Origin of the sequence: Desulfobulbus oligotrophicus (assembly GCF_016446285.1) — a bacterium.
Lineage (GTDB): Bacteria > Desulfobacterota > Desulfobulbia > Desulfobulbales > Desulfobulbaceae > Desulfobulbus > Desulfobulbus oligotrophicus.
Genome location: NZ_CP054140.1, coordinates 2,614,603 through 2,638,290 on the forward strand (window position 1 = coordinate 2,614,603; position 23,688 = coordinate 2,638,290).

Annotated in this window: 21 protein-coding genes; all 21 read right to left on the bottom strand. The window is 47.8% G+C overall.

Annotated features, from left to right (window positions below):
* Positions 1-5: 5 nt before the first annotated feature.
* Positions 6-1,043, bottom strand: a complete 1,038-nt coding sequence (locus tag HP555_RS12055) for a protein-tyrosine phosphatase family protein (protein ID WP_199262828.1) — start codon at positions 1,041-1,043, stop codon at positions 6-8.
* A 15-nt stretch (positions 1,044-1,058) separates the two neighbouring features.
* The gene (locus HP555_RS12060) at positions 1,059-3,569 is read right to left on the bottom strand and encodes a PEP/pyruvate-binding domain-containing protein (protein WP_199262829.1); all 2,511 of its coding nucleotides are present in this window, start codon (positions 3,567-3,569) and stop codon (positions 1,059-1,061) included.
* Positions 3,570-3,604: 35 nt separating this feature from the next.
* Entirely contained in the window at positions 3,605-4,618 is a 1,014-nt protein-coding gene (gene thiL, locus HP555_RS12065) for a thiamine-phosphate kinase (protein WP_199262830.1), read from the bottom strand.
* Positions 4,619-5,014: 396 nt separating this feature from the next.
* Entirely contained in the window at positions 5,015-5,389 is a 375-nt protein-coding gene (locus HP555_RS12070; protein WP_199262831.1) for a hypothetical protein, read from the bottom strand.
* 41 nt (positions 5,390-5,430) lie between these two features.
* Entirely contained in the window at positions 5,431-7,149 is a 1,719-nt protein-coding gene (locus HP555_RS12075) for a hypothetical protein (RefSeq protein WP_199262832.1), read from the bottom strand.
* A 704-nt stretch (positions 7,150-7,853) separates the two neighbouring features.
* Positions 7,854-8,297, bottom strand: coding sequence for a CBS domain-containing protein (locus tag HP555_RS12080; protein ID WP_199262833.1), 444 nt, complete (start codon positions 8,295-8,297; stop codon positions 7,854-7,856).
* 41 nt (positions 8,298-8,338) lie between these two features.
* Entirely contained in the window at positions 8,339-9,757 is a 1,419-nt protein-coding gene (locus HP555_RS12085; RefSeq protein ID WP_199262834.1) for an NADH-quinone oxidoreductase subunit N, read from the bottom strand.
* Between the two features lie 18 nt (positions 9,758-9,775).
* A complete protein-coding gene (locus tag HP555_RS12090; RefSeq protein WP_199262835.1) occupies positions 9,776-11,293 on the bottom strand; it encodes a complex I subunit 4 family protein in 1,518 nt (505 codons plus the stop codon).
* Between the two features lie 12 nt (positions 11,294-11,305).
* Complete coding sequence (nuoL, locus tag HP555_RS12095) at positions 11,306-13,219, bottom strand: NADH-quinone oxidoreductase subunit L (RefSeq protein WP_199262836.1); 1,914 nt, start codon at positions 13,217-13,219, stop codon at positions 11,306-11,308.
* A gap of 4 nt (positions 13,220-13,223) precedes the next feature.
* Positions 13,224-13,520, bottom strand: a complete 297-nt coding sequence (gene nuoK / locus HP555_RS12100; RefSeq protein ID WP_199262837.1) for an NADH-quinone oxidoreductase subunit NuoK — start codon at positions 13,518-13,520, stop codon at positions 13,224-13,226.
* Positions 13,517-14,026 (bottom strand): NADH-quinone oxidoreductase subunit J family protein, encoded by a 510-nt coding sequence (locus tag HP555_RS12105; RefSeq protein ID WP_233249177.1) that lies wholly within the window; start codon positions 14,024-14,026, stop codon positions 13,517-13,519. The genes nuoK and HP555_RS12105 overlap by 4 nt, the downstream gene beginning before the upstream one ends.
* Positions 14,027-14,030: 4 nt before the next feature.
* Entirely contained in the window at positions 14,031-14,555 is a 525-nt protein-coding gene (locus HP555_RS12110) for a NuoI/complex I 23 kDa subunit family protein (protein WP_199262838.1), read from the bottom strand.
* A gap of 13 nt (positions 14,556-14,568) precedes the next feature.
* Positions 14,569-15,852 carry a complex I subunit 1/NuoH family protein gene (locus HP555_RS12115; protein WP_199262839.1) on the bottom strand — a complete coding sequence of 428 codons (1,284 nt, stop codon included), beginning with the start codon at positions 15,850-15,852 and terminating at the stop codon, positions 14,569-14,571.
* Positions 15,839-17,401 carry a 2Fe-2S iron-sulfur cluster-binding protein gene (locus HP555_RS12120; protein WP_199262840.1) on the bottom strand — a complete coding sequence of 521 codons (1,563 nt, stop codon included), beginning with the start codon at positions 17,399-17,401 and terminating at the stop codon, positions 15,839-15,841. Before HP555_RS12120 ends, HP555_RS12115 begins: the two co-directional genes overlap by 14 nt.
* A gap of 16 nt (positions 17,402-17,417) precedes the next feature.
* On the bottom strand, positions 17,418-18,689 hold the full coding sequence (gene nuoF / locus HP555_RS12125; RefSeq protein WP_199262841.1) for an NADH-quinone oxidoreductase subunit NuoF: 1,272 nt from the start codon (positions 18,687-18,689) through the stop codon (positions 17,418-17,420).
* A 13-nt stretch (positions 18,690-18,702) separates the two neighbouring features.
* Positions 18,703-19,209: an NADH-quinone oxidoreductase subunit NuoE family protein gene (locus tag HP555_RS12130; protein WP_199262842.1), complete on the bottom strand. Its 507-nt coding sequence runs from the start codon at positions 19,207-19,209 to the stop codon at positions 18,703-18,705.
* Positions 19,206-20,921, bottom strand: coding sequence for an NADH-quinone oxidoreductase subunit D (locus HP555_RS12135; RefSeq protein ID WP_199262843.1), 1,716 nt, complete (start codon positions 20,919-20,921; stop codon positions 19,206-19,208). The genes HP555_RS12130 and HP555_RS12135 overlap by 4 nt, the downstream gene beginning before the upstream one ends.
* Before the next feature lie 2 nt (positions 20,922-20,923).
* A complete protein-coding gene (locus tag HP555_RS12140; RefSeq protein ID WP_199262844.1) occupies positions 20,924-21,436 on the bottom strand; it encodes an NADH-quinone oxidoreductase subunit B in 513 nt (170 codons plus the stop codon).
* Entirely contained in the window at positions 21,427-21,786 is a 360-nt protein-coding gene (locus tag HP555_RS12145; RefSeq protein ID WP_199262845.1) for an NADH-quinone oxidoreductase subunit A, read from the bottom strand. Before HP555_RS12145 ends, HP555_RS12140 begins: the two co-directional genes overlap by 10 nt.
* A gap of 559 nt (positions 21,787-22,345) precedes the next feature.
* Positions 22,346-22,765 carry a single-stranded DNA-binding protein gene (locus HP555_RS12150; protein ID WP_199262846.1) on the bottom strand — a complete coding sequence of 140 codons (420 nt, stop codon included), beginning with the start codon at positions 22,763-22,765 and terminating at the stop codon, positions 22,346-22,348.
* A 309-nt stretch (positions 22,766-23,074) separates the two neighbouring features.
* Positions 23,075-23,686: an FmdE family protein gene (locus HP555_RS12155; RefSeq protein ID WP_199262847.1), complete on the bottom strand. Its 612-nt coding sequence runs from the start codon at positions 23,684-23,686 to the stop codon at positions 23,075-23,077.
* Positions 23,687-23,688: the final 2 nt, after the last annotated feature.

Consider the following 23,688-nt stretch of genomic DNA (forward strand, 5'->3'; position numbering starts at 1 on the left):
ATTCTTTATTCGCTGTTTTTTCCAGTCATTGCCTGAAAATAAAGTTGAACAAACCTGCCTGAAATAGTGTCGGCTGAACTGAAACGCAAATCTGCCGCCGACATTTTGCTCCCGGTGAGTATCTGAAAGGCCTGCATCGAGAGTTCAACAACCTGGTCCTCGACATCACGCATACTGCTCTGTTCATCCTTCGTCCAGCAGAGACATCGCCTTGGTCGTTCTGTAAAGATCAGGCACCGGCCATCTTCCAACAGGGGACAGACAAGATTTTCTTCTGGGAAATGTGCAGCCAACGTCTCAGTGGACAATCCGGGAACCTGCCGATGCAGCTCCTTCATATGCCGGGCAAGGACAAGCGCCCGATCGATCACCGCCTGTCGCTGCGCATGTGGAAGAGTTCTGTTGACCACCTCACTGAGGTGCATACTTTCAATCAGATGCAATTCAAAAGGGCTATGACAACAGGGATGATTGTTTTGGCCACAGACTTCTTCGTCCCGGGAGGTTTCATCCTCTACACGAGCGAGCAGTTGTGCGTATATTGCCAGTAAAGGGGCAACATCCGTACTTGGGCGGTTATCGATTTTAGGGGCCGCGGTTTGCAGTGATCCTGTCTGTTTCCCATACCGTTTTAAAAATTTACGCTGCTCATAGGTTGCAGGGTTGGCGTTTCGCCCTTTCATTGCTTTTTGTGCCAGTTTAAAATCAAAACCACGCCGCAACAGATACGCCGCAATAAATGTACCGGTACGCCCATGACCGAGTCGACAGTGTACAAGTACTTTTTTATTTAAATAGATACTCTCATCCAGCCAGTCGAGCGCCTTTTCCATGGCTTCAAGATCAGGTGCACATTCATCAACGACCGGCAAATAGTACACTTCAAAACCACTGCCCTCTTCTATCTCATGCAGATCGCAGAATTCTCCACATAAGTTAACAATGGCGCGAATTCCCTGCTCTCTGATGGAGTCCAGGTCCTCGTAGGACATCGGTGCATGACCCGTGGCCAGATGATCTGTAATCCAGTGCATTTGGTACATGGCAAACGATCCGGTCTAATGTTTTTCGTGATCGGCAGTGTCGCCGATCTCAGCAAAAAAATCCTGAACAAAGGGGGCAATATCTTCAATCTGCATACTCATGTCGAGTAACTTGGTCTTTCCGAGCAGGTATCCCACCTGGGTCAGTACACTCATAAGTCTGGGCGCGGCCAGAGCCTGTATTCGGGCATCAAGAAGATCGCCACGGACACGAACTTCGAAATCCAACTGTTCGAGAATCCGTTGCAGCAAAACAATTCGAATCACCTTTCCCTGATAGTCACCACCGCCGCCGGCAAACCGCAGCTGACAGTAATTGGCCCTGCTCACCGAGCCGCACAGACAGTCAAGCAGGGCAAAGTGAAAGCCGAAACGCATATTTAGATTTAAATAATCCGGGCTGACGATGGCATAGGAAGCATACTCTTTGGTTACGCCGACGCTGATACCTCCGGAAAGAGCTGCATCGCTGAATCCTTTCCAATCAAAATGCAAGTGATTGTCCCAATCAACCCTGGGATGACTGAGCCCCTTCCAGAGCGCCAGAAACGGCTCAGAATGCAGTTCCCGGGGGGTGATCTCTTCACTGCCCTCCTGATGAAAGGCTCCACCAACATCAAGCAGATAAATATCAAGCGGGATATCGGTCGTCAGTTTTCGACAACGGGACGACGCACTGCCGGCCATGCTCCCAAGACCGAACATGATCTGGACGGCCTTTTCATGACTGAAACGGATAATATCGTGCAAAGAGCGGCACGATTGTGCCCGAAACTCAGGCGATGCAGGATCCAGAAGGTGGAGCGGGGTGATGTGATCAAGCATTGACCGCAGCTTGCGTCGATAAGCTGAATCAGGGAGATCTTTCTTCTCCTCCAGGCCGGTGAGAAGCTGGTCAACCCTGCCCGGATACACACAGCCCCTGAAGCCGTCCACCGTCACCTCCGTGCCCTCGTTTAACACGGTCAGTGCTCCCTGAGCCTCAACCAGCAGTGCCACCTGAAACTCTCGACAGACTGTGGCAAAATGACCGGTTACAGAACCCTGCTCACAGACAACAGCAGCAAGTTTAGGAATATATCGAGCCAGACTGGGCGGAATATGTCGTGTGACAAGTATGGTTTGTTCTGCTGTATCAATCCCGCCTCCAGGTTGAAGGTGTTGAACAATGCCGTGGGCAACTCCCTTTGATGCGATACGGGCATGCACAAGCAGTGGCGAAATATCTGGAATTTCAACCGTCTGAGATTCTTCAATCTCCCTATTATCTTCCACTGCCAACGGACGGGCTTGCAAAATATACAGATTATCCTCACCATCGATCGCCCATTCAATATCTTGCGGCACACCGAAAAACTGTTCAATCTCGCGAGAAATCCGCGCTATGTGCACAGCCTGATCTCTATGTAACGATGAAGAATGACTTGATGTGCAGCGAGCGGGTGCTCCTCTGCCTCCCTTGTTTTTCTCATCTGTTCCAGAGTGTTTATACGTAGCAGCAGTCTCTTCAACCGGCGTTAAACTGCCCGCAGCAAAGCAAAACGTATCAGGCACCGCCTCTCCGCCGACAAGGGCCAACCCAAGGCCTGGTACAGCATGCACCAACAGCTCTCCACTTCCAGCTGCAACCGGATTACGGGTGTATACCACCCCACTGGTTACTCCATCAATCATCCTCTGTACCATAACTGCCATGGCTGCATCTTCGTCACTGATACCGGCATGTATTCTATACAAAAGGGCCTGTGGAGAGTACTTAGAAGCACACACCTCAAGGTACGCTGCCAAGAGCCCTGCCCGGTCAACCCCTAATACAGAGTGATACTGACCGGCAAAACTATGTTCTCCATCTTCATGCAAGGCTGAAGAACGCACGGCAACCGTGAAAAAAGAGCTCCATTCGTTATTGGCCAACGCATCGTACTCTGCCAGAATAGCTTCAGTGATATGACTCGGGATCTCCATGTTTTGCACCAAGGTCATCAGTGCCTGGGAGATCTGGTCCAAACTTGCCGGAGTATTCAGGTCAAGACCGGCCAGTAGAAGGTCTATTGCCGGCCGCAACTGATTATGTGCGACCAGGAGATCGTAGGTGGTGGCACTGATTGTAAAACCTTCAGGGACACGAATTTCCAGACCATGCTGAAGGGCTGTCAGGTTATAACTTTTGTTCCCGGCCAGTCCAGGGTCAACAGGGGTGTCATGATCAAGAACAAACGGTGGAATTAAAAATTGTTCCGGAGGAGCCAGAAGTAACGTTATATAGAAATCATATTTGGAATAGTACTCCCGTAAAGGGCCTGCCATCCCGGGTTGCATCTGCTCCAGGGACGTGATCATACCCGAAACTGCAGCGGCAAATCGGCGATACTGACTACGGATCCGAGCAAAATCCTCCGGCTTGTGCTCATAGTAGAGAGCCTCCAGGTCCGCCATCAGCTCATGGCTCCTGCCATTAAAATCAAGAAGCTCCTTAAATGCTTCATATGTCTGTTGAACAACCCGGTCAGGTGCCAACAGCCGCATCGACCAATGCTTTAGAGCTGCTCTAACCACGTATCTTAGCCCTCATCTTTCTCTCGGAAATGATCAAACCCCTGATAGGTTATAACTTTTTCTTCCTGTGTACCGTCAGCCTGTGTACGAATCAGAGTCACCTCCCTGCCGGCAACGATGGTACCAACAGGTGACAGCTGGAGACCGCAACTGCTGCCAATGGCCAACAACTGATCACCGGCATCAGCAGCAGTGGTGAACAACAGCTCGTAATCGTCGCCACCTCTGACGGCCCACTCTTCAGGGTCCCCACCGATCGCATCGGCAACCTCTTTAAGTGCACCAATACCCGGCAGCGCCTGAAAAGAAATTTTCGCACCTACCCCGGACTGCCTGCATAAATGCGCCAGATCTGTGGCCAACCCGTCGGAAAGATCCATCATCGCATGCACAAGACCACTTGCGCCCAACTTTTGACCAACCTCCACCCTGGCGACAGGATCAAGGTGTTGCTCACGAAACGGTTGCCAGCGTCTATTATGCGGCTCGAACGTACGTTGCAATAACGCCAGACCAGCCGCTGCAAAGCCAAGAGAACCACTGACCCAGACCGTATCCCCCGGCCGGGCGCCATGACGGTAAACAACCAGATCAGGTGCAACCTCACCGATCACCGTCAGGCTGCAGACCAATCCGTTGGGATTGGCAACAGTGTCACCACCGATTAACTGACATCCATACTCATGACAGGCATCCATGATACCGCGGACAAATGACTTAAACCAGGTCGCGTCAAACCCTGCAGGCATGCCGATCGAGAGCAGCATAAACATCGGTTTACCCGCCATGGCAGCAATATCACTGATGTTGACGGAAACAATTTTGCGCCCAAGTTTGTCAGGTGAATGAAACGCTGCATCAAAATGAACGCCTTCAACCAAAGTGTCCATTGTCAACAACCAGACAAGATGATCGTCTTTTTGAATAACCGCACAATCATCTCCAATGCCCCTTATAAGCCCCTTTGTGTCCGGCGTTATAAAGGTGGTCAGATATTCGATAAGTTGTCGCTCGTTCACTGCTGATAGTACTCTGAAAAGTAATATAGTGCCAACATCCTGGTCATCCCCACACTGCTGTAAGCACTGGTGAATGGTTCTTAAAAAAAACTGAGACATGAGTCATGAGCAACTGTCTGCTCTTACAACTCACCAATATACAGACTGCCCCCATCGGACGGAATAAAGGGTACCGGTCATTCACTGTACAATACAACCTCGGACCTTGTTCCAAAGAGCAGCACACATATGGACACCTGTGTATACGTCAATGCAGGTATCAGAAAACCAATGGAAAAGATCTCGCCCAAGAGTACAGCAATGTGCAGTTCCCTGAGAGAGTATTATAATCAACAGCCATTTACCGACCCGTAGCAGGAGTTACTTTTCACCCGGGGGTAAACATCTCCCGACACCTCATTTCACAATACGCAGACCACGCGTTCGAGCAGTATCTTGTATCTGATCACCCGACTCCAGGGAAGGTTGCGGTTCCGGCGAGTGTATCTGAACAGCTTGAACAAAGCGTTCTTTTCCTTCCATGGTAAAGATCTCCTGTCCGGTGAACTGAGGGGTTCTCAATGTCCAGGTCAGTGTCTGTATCGGCACAGACAGGAGGTGCAAGGTAACATGCCACCATTCATCCCGCCGGGTACGATCACGCACGATATCGCCGACAAAAGCATAGACAAGCAGCCTTGGCTCCTTGGCAACGATGAGTACAATGTCACCAATACCAGTTGCCGGTTTAAAAGGTAAAATTTTCTTCAATTCAGTAATCAGTTGTTCCATTGTAGATGCCCTCTGCTTGAGTCGATTTCAGCACCGGCATGCTATTTACCGGTAACTTTCTGCACAGGTTTAAGGGAAAAGTCGACACCAACAGAGACACTACTACTGGTGACACTACCACTTAAACTAAACGTCGCATACTGCTGCAGTGCTGTCAACAGGGGTATGACGTATCGGCGTAGTTTCAGTCGTGTCTCCGGAGAAAACATTCTCTTTGGATCGCGATTTTCCCTGGCAGCCATAGAAAGCAAGGGTAAAAATCGTTCGATCAGACCATCGGGACGAGTAAAGAGGAATATATTACCGCGATCCCTTTGGAAACCAAGTAAATCCTGGTAATCATGGTGCTCATCAAGAACGAAATAGTGCTGAGCCTGGTCAATCAAGCCGGCATTATCGGCAATGATCAATCGATTCTTCTCCAACATATACGCCGGCTGCAGCAACCCCCCTGCGAGCATCACCGTATAGACCTCAGTTTTGCCGGATTGGATGCTGATAACCTGTAAATCTTTGGTTAGTCGTCTGATAAGACGTTCAACTTTGTCCCGATCTTTGATTTCTATTGATAAACAGCCCAAAGAACGATTGGCTTGATAGGAGATCTGATGAGCATCCATAAATATACCGAATCGTTGGCCGAACAGATCAAAAAAATTGTCAATTGCAAGTCCAGTCTGTTCGGGGACGGAGAGTTCCATCACTGAAAAGAAGCTGGAAATCTCAACAGGTGCTGTTTGAACGATAAATTTCCATAATCTTTTAAAATCAAACCAGTTTGTCCAAAACAACAGAGAGGTGGACGAAGAGACATCAACCGGTAGTGGACCCTGTGGCTGAGGAAGATGGTACAGAACGTCGACCGCTGTTCCAGCACCTCGGTTAATCGTCGCTATACCGCCAAGTTTTGTGATCTGATCCCTGGTGTGCTGATACAAGGCGACCTGTTGAAGTTGCAGTACATCAAACTTATGAACCAGGTGGCCTATCCACGGGACATTTTTTTGCAAACGGGTCAGATCCAGATAACAAAACACATCAACAGGAAATGCATCATGGACCTTTAAAGGCTGGACAGCAGGGTTGTCCAAGAAACTCGGGTAATGGCGAATTTTCTGTTGAAGGTACAGTTGAATACATTGATGAAGAAGTGACGCATTTTTCGCATAGAGAAGAACGTCTGACCTTTGCCAGCAAACAATTTCTTCTCCATTAGGCATCTTCAGATGTTCAATTATCTCTCCTTGAAACAGAGACGTGGTTTCTAACTTCAACCAATTGGAGAAATCAGGATGGTTTTGCATGGAGACAGCCGTGCCTGTCTGCACAGCCAATACCGATTGCTCCAGGAGAAATTTTGGCGGAAGATCCTGATGATCGTTACCCGGCAGCACAGCCAGAGCCACTGGTACGTTAGTCAGAAGGTGCATAAACGGAAGATCGGCGACAGCGTCATACTGTGCTATTAAACTGTCGATTTCCTTAAAAAATGGAAACAACAGCTCCTGCTTATCAAATAAATGAAAAGAGTTTGATAATATTTCTCTGCTCTCCGGCCAGTTTTTCCGCCAGCGCTGCCAATTTTTACCGGCATGGTCCCATTCCACGACCAGTAAAGAGTCTTTGGGAAATACGCCTAATAAATGAAGCGTAGGTCCTGGTCGTTCAACTAAAAGAAACCAGCTTGTACCGAAGACGACAAAAACGAAAAGCAGGGTAGCAAGACGAACAAATACTTGAATATGTCTTTTATTGTTCATATGCAATGCACAGTAGTCCATCAAATATCTGATCAATACTGCTTGAAAATAAATTGAAAATCAAAGATGACAATTGCTCATTATCCATACCAGGTTCTGCCTGGTCAAAGAATAGGGATAACCGCACCGTGACGTTATCAGAAATGAAGGGCTTTTCATATGAAAACTACTTCTTCTCTGTAAGTTGATAACCCCTCTTGCATCTTGTGATACATGACGGGTGTAAAAGCCAGGGGTAACGTTATGAGCAAAGAGGTGAAAACGATAAAAATCCGAATATTGCGACAAAATAACCGGAGTATGGACATCCATATGCAGGTTTGATGCTTCCCTGTAACAGATTGAGCCAGGATTTCGGATTGCTGAACAGGATACTGCAACGCAGGAGAGAATTTAAATTATCCAGCAGGAAACAACGAGAAGGGGAAGAAAACTGCGAGATAGACCGGCTGATCTGTGTGTGATTTTAGCTCTGACCGTGTCTGATAATAAAGAGCGTCATCACTACGCAAGTTTCCATTGCTTACAGCAAAATATTGAAAGGTGCGGTGAGTAAAAATCAGGACACGAGCAAAGACGCAGGAGCAGAAGAGATGCTCAAAGCTGATCTGACAGATACCATCGGCAATGATATCTGTCAGATCAAGTAGAGTGTACGAGGCAAGGAACTTCGTACGACACGAAAAAGGGAGACCGATAGAAAATCAGCCTGGATATTTCCCTTCAATGTAATCGATTAAATACTTATTTTCGACCTCACGTTTACTGATCTGTGCATTAACCACGTCACCAATGGATATAAGCCCAATGACCTCTTTTTTATCCATTATCGGAATATGACGTACACGATTTTCTGTCATGACAGCTTGAATGTAATCAACTGTATCTTCATCTGAAGCACAGATAACGTTTTTAGTCATCACCTCTTTAACTTTCTGCAACGCACAATTTTCGGTACACCCTTCGTGGATAGCTTTCAGAATATCGTTGGGAGATATTATGCCAACGAACTCATTACTATCGTTTAATACAACCAGAGAGCCGATTTTATTACTAAAAAACTTTGCAGTTGCTGCCATCAGAGTAGCGTCTTCAGAGACAGTATAAACTTTACTCCCTTTTACCTTTAATATGTCCTTAATTTTCATAGCTGTTAGTCTCGCAAGGGTAATCGGTTACACAACAAACATCAGATCATGATCGGATACAGGCTGATCGCAAAAACACATACTACCAGTGCTAAGGTACAGGCCGGGGCAAAAGAAGACAGCACTGGTTCGTTAAATTGTTCCTCGGCATTATAAAAGTACATATTAACAATCAGCCGCAGATAGTACCAGATGGAGATTATACTGCTCAGAATACCGAGTACAGCAAGAGTTACCTGGCCGGCATTTATGGCTGAGGTGATGATATAAAATTTCCCCATAAACCCTGCAGTCGGTGGTATTCCTGCCATGGAAAGCAGAAAAACGGTAATTGCTGCGGCTGAATATGGACGGGACTGCGCCAGACCTTTAAAATCGTCAAAAGTCTTACGGGTTTCATTTGCCCCACCCAGATACGAAAGGGCACAAAAGATACCCAGTGTACCGGCAGCGTAGGCAGCAAGATAGTAGGCAATAACACTTCCTGTAAACTCTGTACTGCCAACGGCTACCAAAGCGATCAGCAGATAACCTGAATGCACGATTCCTGATGCTGCCAGCATACGTTTCAAGGACTGTTGTCCGATGGCGATCAGGTTACCGGCAAACATAGTCAATACGGCAATATAAAACAGAAAAGTTATCCACTTTTGCTGCAGTGCACCGTCGGTGACAAGAAAATTGGCAAAGACTGCAAAGATGGCGGTCTTTAAACCTGTGGCCATATAACCGGTAACAGGAACACTGGCACCATCATAGACATCAATCACCCAGGCATGAAAAGGAAAGGCTGCCGCTTTAAACAACAGTGCCACAAAGATGAAGAAGGCACCACCAATCATAAGCGGTGATTGTGTGAGGCCGACACTGGCAATATACTCACCGATCTTAACGAATTTGGTACTGCCGACCGCACCGTAGATCAAAGCACTTCCCATAGCCAGGAAGGTTCCGGCAAAGGCACCCAGGATAAGGTACTTAAGCACGGCTTCCGCGCTGATCACATTATCACGATCGTAGCCGACAAGGATATAAATAGCTAAAGACATGATTTCAAGAGCGATAAAGATCGTAATCAGCTCTTGAGCCATTGTCAGGAGTAACATGCCGGCAGCAGCATATGCAATCAGGCAGTAGTATTCTGTACTGCAGAAATCGTTTTGCTTAAAATAACTTTGTGAGCTCAGAGCTGTAAAAAAACCACAGGCAAGAATGATCAGGCCTGCAGCTTTTGAAAACTTGCTCGCCACTAGTATGCCACTGAAGATATCAGAAAAAAGAATGGTATCCCCTGCGATACAAGAGGTCACTTGCACCAGAAAGGCAAGGGCAAACAGTCCTGCAGTCACGAAAGCGGCAACTTCGTGTGAGAGCTTGTTGTATGTTGAGGCAATCATAAGGGTGATTGCCCCGACACCAACAACAATCAATGGCATCAATAGCATTAAATCGTTTGTCATGATTACAATCCGGGTCTATTACTTTTCAGTTGTAAGCTCAAGTTTCAGGGCATTTTCTGCAGGTGCATGAGCTAGGGTGTGCGTCGGTTGATTAAATTGTAATGCTGTTGAAGGCGTAATTTTACTTAAAAACGGCTGGGGGTAGATACCCATAAGCAGGATCAGAACAATAACAGGCAAAAAGGTGAGGCCCTCTACCAGAGACAGATCTTTGAACTGTTCGGTACGAGGGTTACCTTTTTCAAAAAACACCCGCTGAAACAGCCACAACATATAACAAACACCTATAATCAATGTTGTACCAGTGAGGACTCCGATGATTGCATTGAATTTAATGGCTCCCAAAACGATCATGAACTCACCGATAAAGCCACTGGTTCCTGGAAGACCAACTGAAGCCAACATCGCAATAGCAAAGTAGACAGCAAACACCGGAGCCTTAGAAGCAATCCCACCGAAGTCACTGATTGTTCTCGTATTGGATCTTTCTTCAAGAATCCCCAGCAGTAAGAAGAGAACACCCGTACTGGTGGCGTGGGCGATTATCTGATAAATACTTCCAGTAAGCGCCTGTATATTCATGCAGAATGCGCCAACTGCAATAACACCCATGTGGGATGCTGACGAAAATGCGAGCATTCGTTTAAAGTCCTTTTGCGCTATTGCCGCCAATCCACAGTACATCATCCCTATCACACCCAGATAGGTCAAAAGAAGGGCAAATCTGGCGAATTCATAGTCAAAGACAGGTATAACAAAACGTATAACTCCGTATACACCGATTTTGGCCATGATGGCAGAAAGCACAAAGGTGGTTGCTGTCGGAGCTTCTGTATAGGCATCCGGCAGCCAGGTGTGAAACGGGAACAAGGGGATTTTGATCGCAAATGCAATCATGAACCCCAAAAAGGCAATTGCTGCAATTTCTCCTGTCAGGTTTAACTGCGCCATTTTTTCCATGGAAAAATTCCATTCATTAAATTGCGCATGATAACTCACACCCAGATACACAATCGCAGCCAGCATGAGCAGTGAGCCGGCAATTGTATACAGAGTTATCTTAAGTGTGGCCGGTAGTCGTTTCGCCCCACCGTAGAGCCCAAGCATAAAGAAAACGGGCAGCAGCATGACTTCCCAGAAGATGTAGAAGAGAATCATGTCTGCAGCACAGATTGCACCGGTCATGGCCCCTTGCACTATGAGAAGGTTGGCATAGTATCCCTTCTCTCTGGTCCCGAAAATAAAGTAGACCATTGGGAGAAGAACAGATGCAGCCATCAGGATAAAAAGGCTTATTCCGTCTATCCCCAGGTAGTAGGAGATGCCAAGCGAAGTTATCCAGGGCACTTTTTCAACAAATTCGAGGTACCCTGTCGACTGGAATCCCGTATAGAGATCAAGGCTTAACACCAGTGCTGCTAAAGAAACAGCCATACCAGTGAACCGAGAGACGGTCCTACTTGCCGGTGAAACCAAGAGCAGTAGGCCTGCGACTATGGGCAGGAAGATAATTACGGAAAGTACATGTTCGAACATTCTCTCACCCTATCAGTTCAACGATTGAGAAAGTACTAGGCTCATAATACTTAATCCTAGGACCATGTAGATCGCATAGACCCGGACATAGCCAACCTGCAAGACCTTGAAAGCCGCCCCAAGTAACATATACAGTTTAGATACACTTTTGACGGGGGCATCGGTGACATTCGGTTCGATCATATTCCAGATAACGGCACCAATAGCCTTGTACGGGCGAACAATGACTCTATCATAGAGTTCATCGACATAAAATTTATGGTAGGCAAAACTTGCGAACCCTTTAAAGGAAGGTTCCGCAGCGCCATGTGCAAATCTGTTGTAGGCTATCTTAATACCAATGGCGAAAGCAATAACACTTGCAGCAATAACAAACATTTCAAGTCCGACACTGCTCGGAGCATGCTGTTCGGTGAGGCTGGGAGCAAGCCAGTGTGAGATAATCTGATCACCTCCAAAGATGGAGGGCAGGTTAAGAAAGCCTGCAAACAGGGCACCGACAGCGAGAATGATAAGCGGGACAGTCATTACAGCGGGCGACTCCTGAGCATGTTCGTACGCTTCAACGTCTCGCGGCTCGCCATGAAACACCACAAAGATCATCCGGAAAGTATAGTAAGCGGTCATCCCGGCCACCAACAGTCCTATCGCCCAGATGCCAAAATGTCCTGTTGCCAATGCACTGTAGAGAATTTCGTCCTTACTGAAGAAACCGGAAAATGGTGGACAACCTGCAAGAGCCAGGGACCCTATCAGCATGGTGATATAGGTTTTAGGCATCTTAGCTTTCAGGCCCCCCATCTTCCAGATATTCTGTTCATGATGCAGGGCATAAATAACAGAACCTGCTCCAAGAAAAAGCAAGGCTTTGAAAAAAGCATGCGTGAAAACATGAAATATTCCGGCAGAATAGGCAGCCACCCCTACTCCTGCAAACATGTAACCCAACTGGCTCACGGTCGAGTAGGCCAGAATTTTCTTGATATCGTCTTGAAACATACCGAAAATCGCAGCTAAAAGAGCTGTCAGTATACCGACCCAGGCGATGATGTTGCCGGCTATCTCAACACCTGCATAGAGGAAACTGAAGCGGGCAACCATATAGACGCCGGCAGTGACCATTGTTGCGGCATGAATAAGAGCAGAGACCGGGGTTGGACCGGCCATTGCATCAGGCAACCACACATAAAGCGGTATTTGAGCTGATTTACCGGTTGCACCGATAAAAAGAAGCAGACAAACCGTTAAGGCGATGGCCGGCTCAAGGTTGTGAACGTTGGCTTTTAAAGAGAGATAATCAAACCCGCTTGCCCCAATTCCCCAGAAGAGGAAACACATACCAAGAACAAAGCCAAGGTCGCCGATACGGTTGACGATGAACGCCTTGTTTCCGGCAAGAACATTTTCGCGATCTTCGTTGTAGTAGCTGATAAGGAGATAGGAACAGAGCCCCACACCTTCCCAGCCGATGAACATGACCACAGGACCGTCCCCAAGAACCAGGATAATCATGCAGCCGAGGAACAGATTCATATAGGCGAAGAATTTCCCGTAACTTTTATCGCCACCCATGTAACCGATCGAGTAAATGTGGATGAGTGAACCGACAAACGTTACAAATAACAGCATGAGGCAGCTTAACGGATCACCGAGAAACCCCATGTTCACATGAAGATCCCCCACGCTAAACCATGTGAAGGCATTATAAACCAGTAGACGGGATGCCTCAGGCATTGCCCTCAGCGCCACCCATACTTTCAAAGCCAGGACAAAGGAGAGAACCGGGCCGATACAAGCCAGGAGGCCGTATATTTTTTCTGCCACCTTAATACGGTTGCATGTGAAAACATGCAACAATCCAATGAACACCGCTCCCAGTAACGGAAAGAGCGGAATAAGTCCCAAATAGTTTACACTTTGTTCCATGGATTCACCCTTTGAGTAAACTGAACACGTTAGTGTCGAGTTTGCTTCTGTGTTTGTGCAGTAAAATAACTACGGCCAATGCTAAGGCAGCCTCGGCTGCGGCAACTGCCATCACCATCATAGCGAGCACGTGACCTTCCATACTCTCGTGCATGCGTGAAAAGGCAATAAATACAAGGTTGGCAGCATTCAGCATCAGCTCAACAGACATAAACACTGTGAACACATTCCGTCTGGCAACGATGCCGACTATACCAAGACAAAAGAGAATAATGCTTAAGTATAAGTAACTATGCATCATCTTTTGATCCCCCTCTTCCCTGCTAAGATGACAGCGCCAATCAAGGAGACCAGCAACAGTAACGAAATGATCTCAAACGGAACAAGCCATTCTCGAAAGAGCAGCTGACCAACTTCTTTTGCACCACCAAAATTATTTCCGACGATCGAGGTCGAATGCTCCGGCAAACTACGGACGATTTTTGCGAGGAACAAACCTATCGGAAGAACAACCACACCGCCTCCAAGTGTATAGAGCAGTCTGTTTTCTTCCTTTGGGAGGTCTTCATCCTGAATGTTCAAAAACATTATGATAAAGACAATCATTGACATGATCGCGCCTGCGTACACGATGAGTTGCAGTGCAAAGATCAATTTTGCAGAAAGCAACGCATAGAGGCCGGCCAAGGAGATAAGAGTAACGACAAAGCTCATAGCTCCGTTCATCGGGTGACGAAATAAGATCAGGCCAACCGCACCCAAGACCGCCAAAATGGCAAAAATTAGAAAAAGCCCACCGGCAAACATGGTATCAAGCGCCCCCTTTTTTGTACTCTTCTTCGGTAAATGCACCTGGTGTCGCTAGGAGTGCATCGAGTCTCATTACGAAGGATTCCCGTTCCTGTCCAGTGACTGAAAAAATACCTGTATCCATACGGATAGCGTCTTTAGGACAAGCCTCCACGCAAAACCCGCAGTAGATACATTCCAGCAGATCGATTTCAAATCGAACCGGCATTTTTTCACTCCTGCCATCAAACCGTTCACCTGCTTCAATCATGATACAGTTGGCAGGGCAGTTCGTTTGACACAGAAAACAGGCAACACATTTCATGGTTCCGTCTTCATGTGTTGTCAATCTGTGACGACCACGCCAGCGTGGTGTGATCTCGGGTTTAATCTCTGGATAATGACGAACGTAAAGCTTGGAATTATCAAGGAAATTGGTGATAAAATGTCGGAATGTCACTGCCATTCCCTTGAAAATCTCAACCAGGTACAGCCGCTCGTAAAAATCCTTGCCTTTTCGCTCTAGTATTTTTGCTTTTCCACTCATTGCAAACCCTCAATCAGCTCAATGCAACAACAACTGCACTGGTTACAAAGATATTCAGCAGAGACAGTGGCAACAACGTTTGCCAGCCTAGTCTCTGAAGTTGATCATATCTGAAGCGAGGCAAAGTCCATCGAACCCATACGTAGACAAAACACATTATGGTTGTTTTGATCAGAAAGGTAGCGATCTGTAACAATGCCACAAGGATATTTGCTGCAGCGCCGGCAGAGAGGACCATAAAGAACAGCAAGAGCACTTCAATGCCACCAACAACAATCCAAAGTAATTTTGTGTATACAGCAGTTTCACGGATGTTCGGATCATCGGCCATTGCATAGGGCCGTTTATTATTTTTCTGCATCCATAATGAAAACAGAAAGGCAAAAGCCGGGACAATCAGCATAAGTAAAAAGCTGACAATGCCTGCATGATTCACCAGTGTCTCCGTCGTAAACCATGGAATCTGGTAACCGCCAAAATAAAGGGTTACGATGATGGCACTGGATGTGAACATGGCAACGTATTCACCCATGAAAAACATCCCGAATTTCATTGAGCTGTACTCAACATGAAAACCTGCAACCAGTTCACTTTCACCTTCAGCAAAATCAAAAGGGATTCGGTTTGACTCTGCAAAAGCTGCTACAATGAAAATAATTGCCCCTAAAGGTTGAAGAACTATGCCCCACATCGGGATAAAACCAAACAGCAATTGCCCCTGATACTGGGTGATTTCCGTCAGATTAACAGTGCCATAGACAATCAGTGCACTGATAACAGCCAGAACCAGTGGTATTTCATAACTGATCACCTGTGCGGCTGCACGGAGCCCCCCTAACATTCCATATTTGTTATGGGAGGACCATCCGGCCAGGATGATGCCGTAGACCGCGAAACCGGCTATAGCCAGGAACCACAGGATCCCCAGATCCGTTGGAATAGCCTGCATAATGTACTGTTTGCCATTAATAACAAGGATGTCAGCAAAGGGAATGGCAGCAAAGGAGAGCAGAGATATGAAGAAGACAATGACCGGTGCCAGTACAAAGTAAAATCGGTGTCTGACATGATCGGGAATGATATCTTCTTTGGTTATCAGTTTTATTGCGTCTGCGAGGTTCTGGACAAGACCTGCAGCTCGAAAACCGAAGATATTTGCCCGGTTGGGGCCGGATCTATCTTGAATAAAGCCGGCACCTCGCCGCTCCATCCAGACGAGCACCGCAATAAAACAGAGCGGGACTAAAGCTCCGAAGGCAACTCTTAAGACTAAAAGGAGAATATCAAGCTGCGACATGGGCGACCTCGTTTTCAGTTAATGCGATCCCATCACCGGGGACCTGATCCAAATCTATATCCTTTAACTTCGGCACGTTGGCTTGCAGTCCTTCACGGGCCTCCTGATGAGAAACAATCCCCCCCCCCAGCATGTTGATGGCTGCTATCATGGACGGCATCGGCTCATTTTTAATGACTGCCGCATCATAACGCTGCAATCGGCCATCACAGTTGATAATGCTTCCACTATCCTCACTGAAAGAAGCGACCGGTAACTTTATCGAGGCCTTGGTAACGAAATCGTTTTGCCGGCTGCCGACAGTTATCAGCTTAACCTGACCCAACAGTTGATCGAGGTCGGTCTGCGGTAACGAGAGGCTGAGATCGTTATCAAAACTCAGCAAAAGATCAGCGCCGGCCACGGCGGTATCGAATCCGGCTCTTGTATCATCAATTCCCAGCAGGTGAAAGGTTGCCCGGTTTGCTGATTTATCGTCTTGAATCAAAAAGTCGTCACCATCGCCATTCTTAATGTAGCCATCACTAAAACCACTGACCTGGGCATTGATAGTTCCGGCAAACTGCTGCAACGCATACATCTGTTCCAAAGACGCATTTGGTGAAACAAGTATCACAGTTTTTGCAGCTTGACTAAGCTCCCGTCGCACCGCCTCGACCGCCTCATTGAAACCAGTCTCACGTTTATCGATCATGGCACCCAGGAGACGGTTATCATTTTCCAACTTGTAGGTCATCCGGCCATCATCGCACATAAAGTACCCATTGACCTTCTCGTTATGACGCGGCCTGAATCGGTAAATGATGTCATCTTTGTATTTTTCACGGTTGTGATCGATAAAGATATTACACCCTTTACTGCAACCATGACAGATAGATGGACTTTTTGTCAAAAACCAGACGCGCTGCTTGAACCGGAAGTCTTGACTGGTCATCGCACCAACCGGGCAAAGATCAACAACATTTAAAGCATAGCGGTTATTGAGCGGTCGCCCGGGGAAAATCTCCACGCGTGCATAATCAGTGCGATTGACAATGCCGAGTTCACCGGTTTTCGTTATCAAACGGGTGAAACGTACACAACGAGCGCAAAGCACACAACGCTCCTGATCGTGAACAACCCCACAGCCAAAATCAAGTTTCTTTGATTTCAGAACCTGCTTAACAGTCATGCGACTTGGCTGAGCATCATAGCGCATATAATAATCCTGCAGCTTGCACTCACCAGCCTGATCACAAACAGGACAGTCAATGGGATGGTTGATCAGTTCAAACTCCATGATGTCCTGCTGGATCTTTTTGATTTTCCCGGTATCCAGCTGAACTTTCATTCCTTCAGCAACACGCGTTTTGCATGCCGGTACCAACGGCGGTCGGCCGTCTTCAATACCAACCAGGCAGAGTCGACAGTTACCATCCGCTCCTAATGCAGGATGGTAGCAGAGATGGGGAATTTCAATACCGATTGCACCTATGGCATCAATCAGATTTTTCCCTGACTCCACTTCAACTTCTTGACCATTAACAAACAGTTTTACCTTTTCAGCCATGGTAACTCTATCCTCGTTACATCGTGGCGTGTTTCGAAGCGCTGTGAGCTATATAGGCCTCGAATTCACTCCGGAATTTGTTGAGATAACTGCGTGTCGACATGGTACAGGCTGCCGAAAGTACGCAGACAGTCTTCATTTCGATGTTATCGCACAGTTCAAGTAACAGATCAATGTCTGCCATTGTGCCTTCATAGTTCAGTATTTTCTGCACTATTTTCAGCATCCAGCCTAAGCCTTCCCGGCAGGGTGTACATTGTCCGCAGGACTCGTGATGGTAAAAATGAATCAGGTTTTCAACGAGTTTGACGATGTCAACCGTATCATCAAGGACAACAATCCCACCAGAGCCGAACATCGTGCCGTGTGCCGCCATGGACTCGTAATCCAGAGTAACGGTTTTGGCTTCCTCTGCCGTCAGCACCGGAGTTGAACTACCGCCTGGAATAATCCCCTTCAACGTGCGGTTATCACGCAACCCGCCCGCTACCTGTTCAAGAACATCCAGTATGGGCAACCCAAACGGCAACTCATACATGCCGGGCTTTTTAACCAGGCCCGAGATGCCGAACAGATGGGTTCCGGCACTCTTCTCGGTTCCATACGCCTTATAAGCCGCCGCTCCATTGGCCAGAATGAAAGGCAAAGATGAGATACTCTGCACATTGTTAATGATGGTTGGGCAACCGTATAAACCTTCAACTGCTGGAAAGGGGGGTTTACTGCGCGGCTGACCTTTTTTGCCTTCAACAGATTCGAGCAGGGCAGTCTCTTCACCACAGATATACGCCCCTGCCCCCCTGTGCACAGTGACATCAAGCTGAAAGTCGAAGCCGGCGACTGATTCGCCAAGATAACCAGCTGCATACGCTTCATCTATCGCTGCCTGCAACACCTTGACCTGGCTGGTGTATTCACCTCGAATATAGATGTAAGCAGCATGACTTCTGATAGCATAACAGCAGATAATGATCCCTTCTATTAGTAAATGGGGATCACGGACAAGGATATATCGATCTTTGAAGGTAGCCGGTTCAGACTCGTCGGAGTTGACGGCAAGATACACCGGTTTATCCGTATCTTTGGGTAGAAAAGTCCATTTCAGCCCCGTGGGAAAACCAGCCCCGCCACGACCACGCAAGCCACTTTCCTTGACAATTTCAGTGACTTCTTCCGGTTGCATGGCAAAAATTTTATCGAGCGTCGCATAGGCCCCGTGTTTTTTGGCAACCTCAAGAGTGTTGGCGTCTGGTATATCAAACTTGGCACTAAGTACCTTTACTTGCATAGCGTGGCTCTCCTTATTGCAGCGTGGCCAAGAGTTCTTCGAGTTTCTCCACCGTCATGTTCTCGTAGAACTCACCGTTTATCTGGACAACGGGTGCAGAGCCGCAATGCCCCAGGCATTCGACCTCTTCAAAACTGTAAAGGCCATCTGCTCGCACTTCACCGGGCCTCACATCCAAATGCTCGATGATGTAGTCAACAATTTCCTGCTTGCCCAAAAGATAACAGGAGAGTGTCCGACAGACGCAGATGTGATATTTTCCCTTGGGTTGAAGGTGATACATGGTGTAGAAGGTTGCAACCTCATACACTTTACTGGCAAAGGTCCCGATTCGATCGGCAACATAGGCCATTGCCTCAGCACTGATCCACCCTTCCTGCTCCTGAACAAGCCAAAGAGCCGGTAAAATCATTGATTCTCGAGAGGGGTACCGTTTAATCAACCGCTCAAACTCAGCATCTCGCTGTGCATCAAAGTTAAACGGTTGTCCTGTTTCTATCAGTTGTGATCGGTCACTCATCTGTCCAACTCTCCGCCAATTATATTGATACTGCCGAGGTTGATCACAGCATCGGCAATCATGTGTCCTTCAACCATTTCGTGAAAAGCGCCCATTATGTAAAAACATGGTGGCCGAACCTTACACTTGTACGGTTGTCCGGAACCGTCGGAAACGAAATGGAAACCAAGTTCTCCATTGGCGGCCTCAAAGGAATCATACCACTCCCCGGTTGGTACCTTTACGCCTTCAAAGACAAGCTTAAAATGACTGGCCAGCCCCTCAATGTTATCGTACACCTCTGACTTGGGCGGGAGTGTCACTCTATTATTCTTGACGTTGACTGATCCCTGAGGTATGCGTTTCATGGCCTGGCGAATGATACGGATACTCTGGAAAATCTCTTCATAGCGGACCATCATACGGTCGTAGATGTCGCCTTTGGAACCAAGCGGGATGGTGAAGTCAAAAGTATCGTAGAAGTAATAGGGGTTGTCCTTTCTTAAATCAAAAGGCACCCCGCTGGCCCGCAAACACGGTCCGGTAAAGCCGAAAGAGAGTGCTGCTTCCGGAGACAGAACACAGACATTCTGGGTTCGTTCATGGACGATTCTATTTTTCTGCACCAGTTTCAATGAATCACTGACACCCTTGGCGATGGCCTCCAGATGAAACTCCATATCATCTTCCCAACCATCATAGAAATCGCGGTACATGCCTCCGATCCGCGTAAAGGAGCTGGTGAGTCGTGCGCCGGTCAGGCGCGCGATTAAATCGTACGATGCTTCTTTTTCGTTATACAGATACCAGTAGTTGGTCAGACCACCCATATCGACCAGGTTTGCCGCCAGACAAACGAGATGGTCCTGAATGCGGAAAAACTCTGCAAGAATAACCCGCATAAATTTGGCTTTTTCGGTGATTTCAATACCAAGCCAGGATTCCACCGCCTTTGCGTACGCTATATTGTTCATCAGTGCCGAACAGTAGTTCAGCCGGTCGGTCAGCGGCACAACCTGGTTGTAGGTCCGGTTCTCAGCGGTCTTCTCAAAACCACGGTGGAGGTAGCCGATCTCATTGACATTGGCAAGAATGGTTTCACCGTCAAGGGCGGCAAGAATCCGGATTGCACCATGTGTTACCGGGTGCGACGGACCAAGGTTGAGAAACATGATTTCAGTATTGATGTCTTCCATTACAGCCTGGTCAACACCTTTAAGCTCCAAACGGGCCTTGATCTCATTTTCAAGACTGTCTGTCTCGTAACAGACCTGTCCTTTTTCAATCGGATAATCTTTCCTCAGCGGATGACCCTGAAACTGCCAATGGTTCAAAATTCGGCGAAGATCCGGGTGACCGGAAAAATGAATTCCGTACTGATCATATGTTTCACGTTCACCCCAATTGGCGGAATCCCACAGGGATGTTGCCGACGGAATACCAACTTCAGGATCTGTAACAGGTACCCGCACCTGGACCAACAGATTTCGTTTCCAGTTGCGAAGCGTATACACAACAGCAAAACGAGTTGGTTGCGGAACAGGATACTCCAGATAATCGATCGCAGTTACGTCCAAGAGTAATCCAAAGTCGAGCTCCGGGTCGTTTTTCAGGCGAGAAAGCGTTGTCTCAAGTTGCTCTGCCTGCACAGTTAAGACCACCGCGTCAACCGCAGCTGTGCAGGACACCTCCGGAAACGCGGCCTGGATAAGTTCAAGCGCCGTTGTATTCATAATCAATCCAAAATCCCTTTGAAGTCTTTGTGGCGATCGTTTAACACACTCTCACCCCTGATCTGCGCCTGAATTTTCATGAGCGCATCCAAAACCGCCTCCGGTCGCGAGGGACAGCCTGAGATGTATACGTCCACCGGGATAATGGTATCGATCCCCTGCACCGTACAGTAGTTATCGTAGATACCACCGGAACTGGCACAGGCGCCCATGGCGACAACCCATTTGGGCTCAGGCATCTGCTCATAGATCTGTTTGAGAATCGGAGCCTGCTTGTAACTGATGGTGCCGGCAACAAGCAGAAGATCAGCCTGCCGGGGAGAGAACCGAACGACCTCAGCTCCCCATCGTGAGATATCATGCTGACTTGCCGCAGCACTCATAAACTCAATTGCACAGCAGGCAGTTCCGAATACAAATGGCCACAAAGAGTACTCCCGACCCCAATTGATAACCGCATCAATCTTCGTGGTGAGTACCGAATCACCTAGACTTGCTTCTAATCCTAACGCCAATTGAGCACCCCTTTCCTAATAATGTAAATAAGACCGGAGAAAAGCAGTATCATGAAAGTCATCATCTCGACAAATCCGAACCAGCCCAGTTCGCGCACGCCAACTGCCCACGGATACATGAACACTGCCTCAATATCAAACAACAGGAAGAGTATGGCCAGCAGATAGAACTTGACACTGAACTTCTGTTCCACAAAGCCTATCGTTCGTTTAACACCGCTCTCATACGGCTGATTCTTGATCGAGCCACCGGCTCGTGGCCCAAAAACCGTCGTTGCCAGCATGAACAGCGGGATAACGAGAGCAATTCCAATCAAGGCTATCGCAGATAGTACCAGTTCCGTAACCATGAATCCGACCTCTCCCTCAAGCATAGATAAACAAACATAAATATTTTATGAACAGGACCTAACACCGACTAAAGAATGAACGGCTATTCATTACCGGTGCAGATGCGATCTGTCAAGAAAAATAGTGTTGTCAATAAATTCACCACCACCCGGCAGACCAGACCAGCCCCTTTCACACTTGTGCAAATGTTGCCAACTGTTCGACGACAGCCTGTACTAAAAGACACCTCTTTTTGCAACCAGTACCCTTACCTGGCCTGAGGCGCAAGTTTCCAAACCGCCATGCAACCAATTCATCAACAGACCATGTCCAGGTGCATAATCCGCCCAACTTGCACTGTCCCAGTGCCAGGGAATACCAGAAAACTCTTTACTGCTGCTGCCATAAAAAACGTCCTGCGTGCTGTCTTCCCATCGCCGCAATACTTCTGATGCCGGGGCACCGACCTCTGATTTTAACCAGCATCCAAAACCTCACGGCTTTGACTTCCCTTCGCCCATGAGCAACAAACCTGAATAACCGGAGGGTATTCAGGTTTGCAAGCAAAGAGACAGTCCGTTAAAAAGGCACATCATCACCAACGGAATGGGGCTCCTGATATGAATCACCACCAAACCCTGATGGCGGTCCGTACTCTCCCCCGCCTCCACTTGTTCGCGGTGAAAGCATCTTCATTTCGTTGGCAACAATCTCAGTGGTATAGCGGTCGTTCCCATTCTGATCCTGCCACTTCCTCGTTTGCAGTTTACCCTCTATGTACACCCGTGAACCTTTTGAAAGGTACTCACCACATATTTCCGCCAGCCGTCGCCAGGCAATAATTCTGTGCCACTCCGTCTGATCCTGCATCTGTCCATCCTGGCCTTTCCAGCGCTCGGTTGTAGCCACGCTGAATGTGGCCATGGGCGTACCATTCTGTGTATAGCGCAACTCCGGATCTGCCCCCAGATTGCCTATTAAAATCACCTTGTTAATCATTATCCACCTGTTACGAAAAGTTGTCGTAGATTCAACATACCAACACAGATTGCCTTAACTATGCGGCGCACAATAAACCACTTGTACGTTGATTGCAAACCTCTACCTGAAGCGAAATCTTCAGCAACAACAATTTGTACCAGCGCGTACAGTAGAGTGGCACAGACACCCATGACCGCATCGCTTTATTGAACTCTCGCAACAGCAAAAAGTCCGTCACCCAGGTTGAACAAGATCTCTGCCGACAACCCGACACCTGTTACTGATCATGACCAGGAAGATGGGATTACAATGAACTGTGCACATCCATCAGATCTTCTGTTCGACCTTCCCAAAACAGGGGATACAGAGAGTTTGGCCGGCAAAACGACGGGTACGCGATTCCATGGTCTTTTCGCCGCAGTGCTCGCAGACCAGACTCTGGAGAACTCGAGCCGGCCGGGGCGCTCCCTGTTGAAGTTCTGTCACCACAAACATCTCCGCCAGCGGCAATGTCATCAATCTGGTCTGTGCTGCAGACCGCAGATCACCCAGACGCTTTATTTCATCCTCAGTGGCGTTTCCGGTGCTGTTTTTTTTCGACAACTCGCTCATCTCTTCATCCATATCACTGCGAGCCGCCGGATTCAGCACAGCACGGAACCCCTCGCCTGTGACCTTATGGAAAAAAGAAAAGGCCATCTTACCGTAATCACGATGGATGAGATTACCTTTTCCCATGGTGGCACCGGTTAAAAACTGGATGGCATCAACACCGCACATATCTGTTTCCACAACAGCGACAATTTCCTTGTCCGATGGATTGCCAAACTTTTGCAAAGCCAACTCAGCCGCCCGGATACCAATGGCCAGACCAGGACAGGAGTGGCCGTGAAAGGCGATTGTTTTGTTGATACGTTCCTCGGAAATCTGACAGCTCATAC

Excerpts from the sequence above, each read along its gene's own strand:
- HP555_RS12110 (WP_199262838.1), bottom strand. The coding sequence starts at position 14,555 with ATGAGTGGAAAAGCAAAAATACTAGAGCGAAAAGGCAAGGATTTTTAC.
- HP555_RS12145 (WP_199262845.1), bottom strand. The coding sequence starts at position 21,786 with ATGGTTACGGAACTGGTACTATCTGCGATAGCCTTGATTGGAATTGCT.
- nuoL (WP_199262836.1), bottom strand. The coding sequence starts at position 13,219 with ATGGAACAAAGTGTAAACTATTTGGGACTTATTCCGCTCTTTCCGTTA.
- nuoF (WP_199262841.1), bottom strand. The coding sequence starts at position 18,689 with ATGCAAGTAAAGGTACTTAGTGCCAAGTTTGATATACCAGACGCCAAC.
- HP555_RS12105 (WP_233249177.1), bottom strand. The coding sequence starts at position 14,026 with ATGTTTGCCGGTGGGCTTTTTCTAATTTTTGCCATTTTGGCGGTCTTG.
- HP555_RS12150 (WP_199262846.1), bottom strand. The coding sequence starts at position 22,765 with ATGATTAACAAGGTGATTTTAATAGGCAATCTGGGGGCAGATCCGGAG.
- HP555_RS12135 (WP_199262843.1), bottom strand. The coding sequence starts at position 20,921 with ATGAATACAACGGCGCTTGAACTTATCCAGGCCGCGTTTCCGGAGGTG.
- nuoK (WP_199262837.1), bottom strand. The coding sequence starts at position 13,520 with ATGATGCATAGTTACTTATACTTAAGCATTATTCTCTTTTGTCTTGGT.
- HP555_RS12055 (WP_199262828.1), bottom strand. The coding sequence starts at position 1,043 with ATGTACCAAATGCACTGGATTACAGATCATCTGGCCACGGGTCATGCA.
- HP555_RS12075 (WP_199262832.1), bottom strand. The coding sequence starts at position 7,149 with ATGAACAATAAAAGACATATTCAAGTATTTGTTCGTCTTGCTACCCTG.
- HP555_RS12115 (WP_199262839.1), bottom strand. The coding sequence starts at position 15,852 with ATGTCGCAGCTTGATATTCTCCTTTTAGTCTTAAGAGTTGCCTTCGGA.
- HP555_RS12060 (WP_199262829.1), bottom strand. The coding sequence starts at position 3,569 with ATGCGGCTGTTGGCACCTGACCGGGTTGTTCAACAGACATATGAAGCA.
- HP555_RS12085 (WP_199262834.1), bottom strand. The coding sequence starts at position 9,757 with ATGACAAACGATTTAATGCTATTGATGCCATTGATTGTTGTTGGTGTC.
- HP555_RS12120 (WP_199262840.1), bottom strand. The coding sequence starts at position 17,401 with ATGGCTGAAAAGGTAAAACTGTTTGTTAATGGTCAAGAAGTTGAAGTG.
- HP555_RS12130 (WP_199262842.1), bottom strand. The coding sequence starts at position 19,209 with ATGAGTGACCGATCACAACTGATAGAAACAGGACAACCGTTTAACTTT.
- HP555_RS12070 (WP_199262831.1), bottom strand. The coding sequence starts at position 5,389 with ATGGAACAACTGATTACTGAATTGAAGAAAATTTTACCTTTTAAACCG.
- HP555_RS12155 (WP_199262847.1), bottom strand. The coding sequence starts at position 23,686 with ATGAGCTGTCAGATTTCCGAGGAACGTATCAACAAAACAATCGCCTTT.
- HP555_RS12080 (WP_199262833.1), bottom strand. The coding sequence starts at position 8,297 with ATGAAAATTAAGGACATATTAAAGGTAAAAGGGAGTAAAGTTTATACT.
- HP555_RS12090 (WP_199262835.1), bottom strand. The coding sequence starts at position 11,293 with ATGTTCGAACATGTACTTTCCGTAATTATCTTCCTGCCCATAGTCGCA.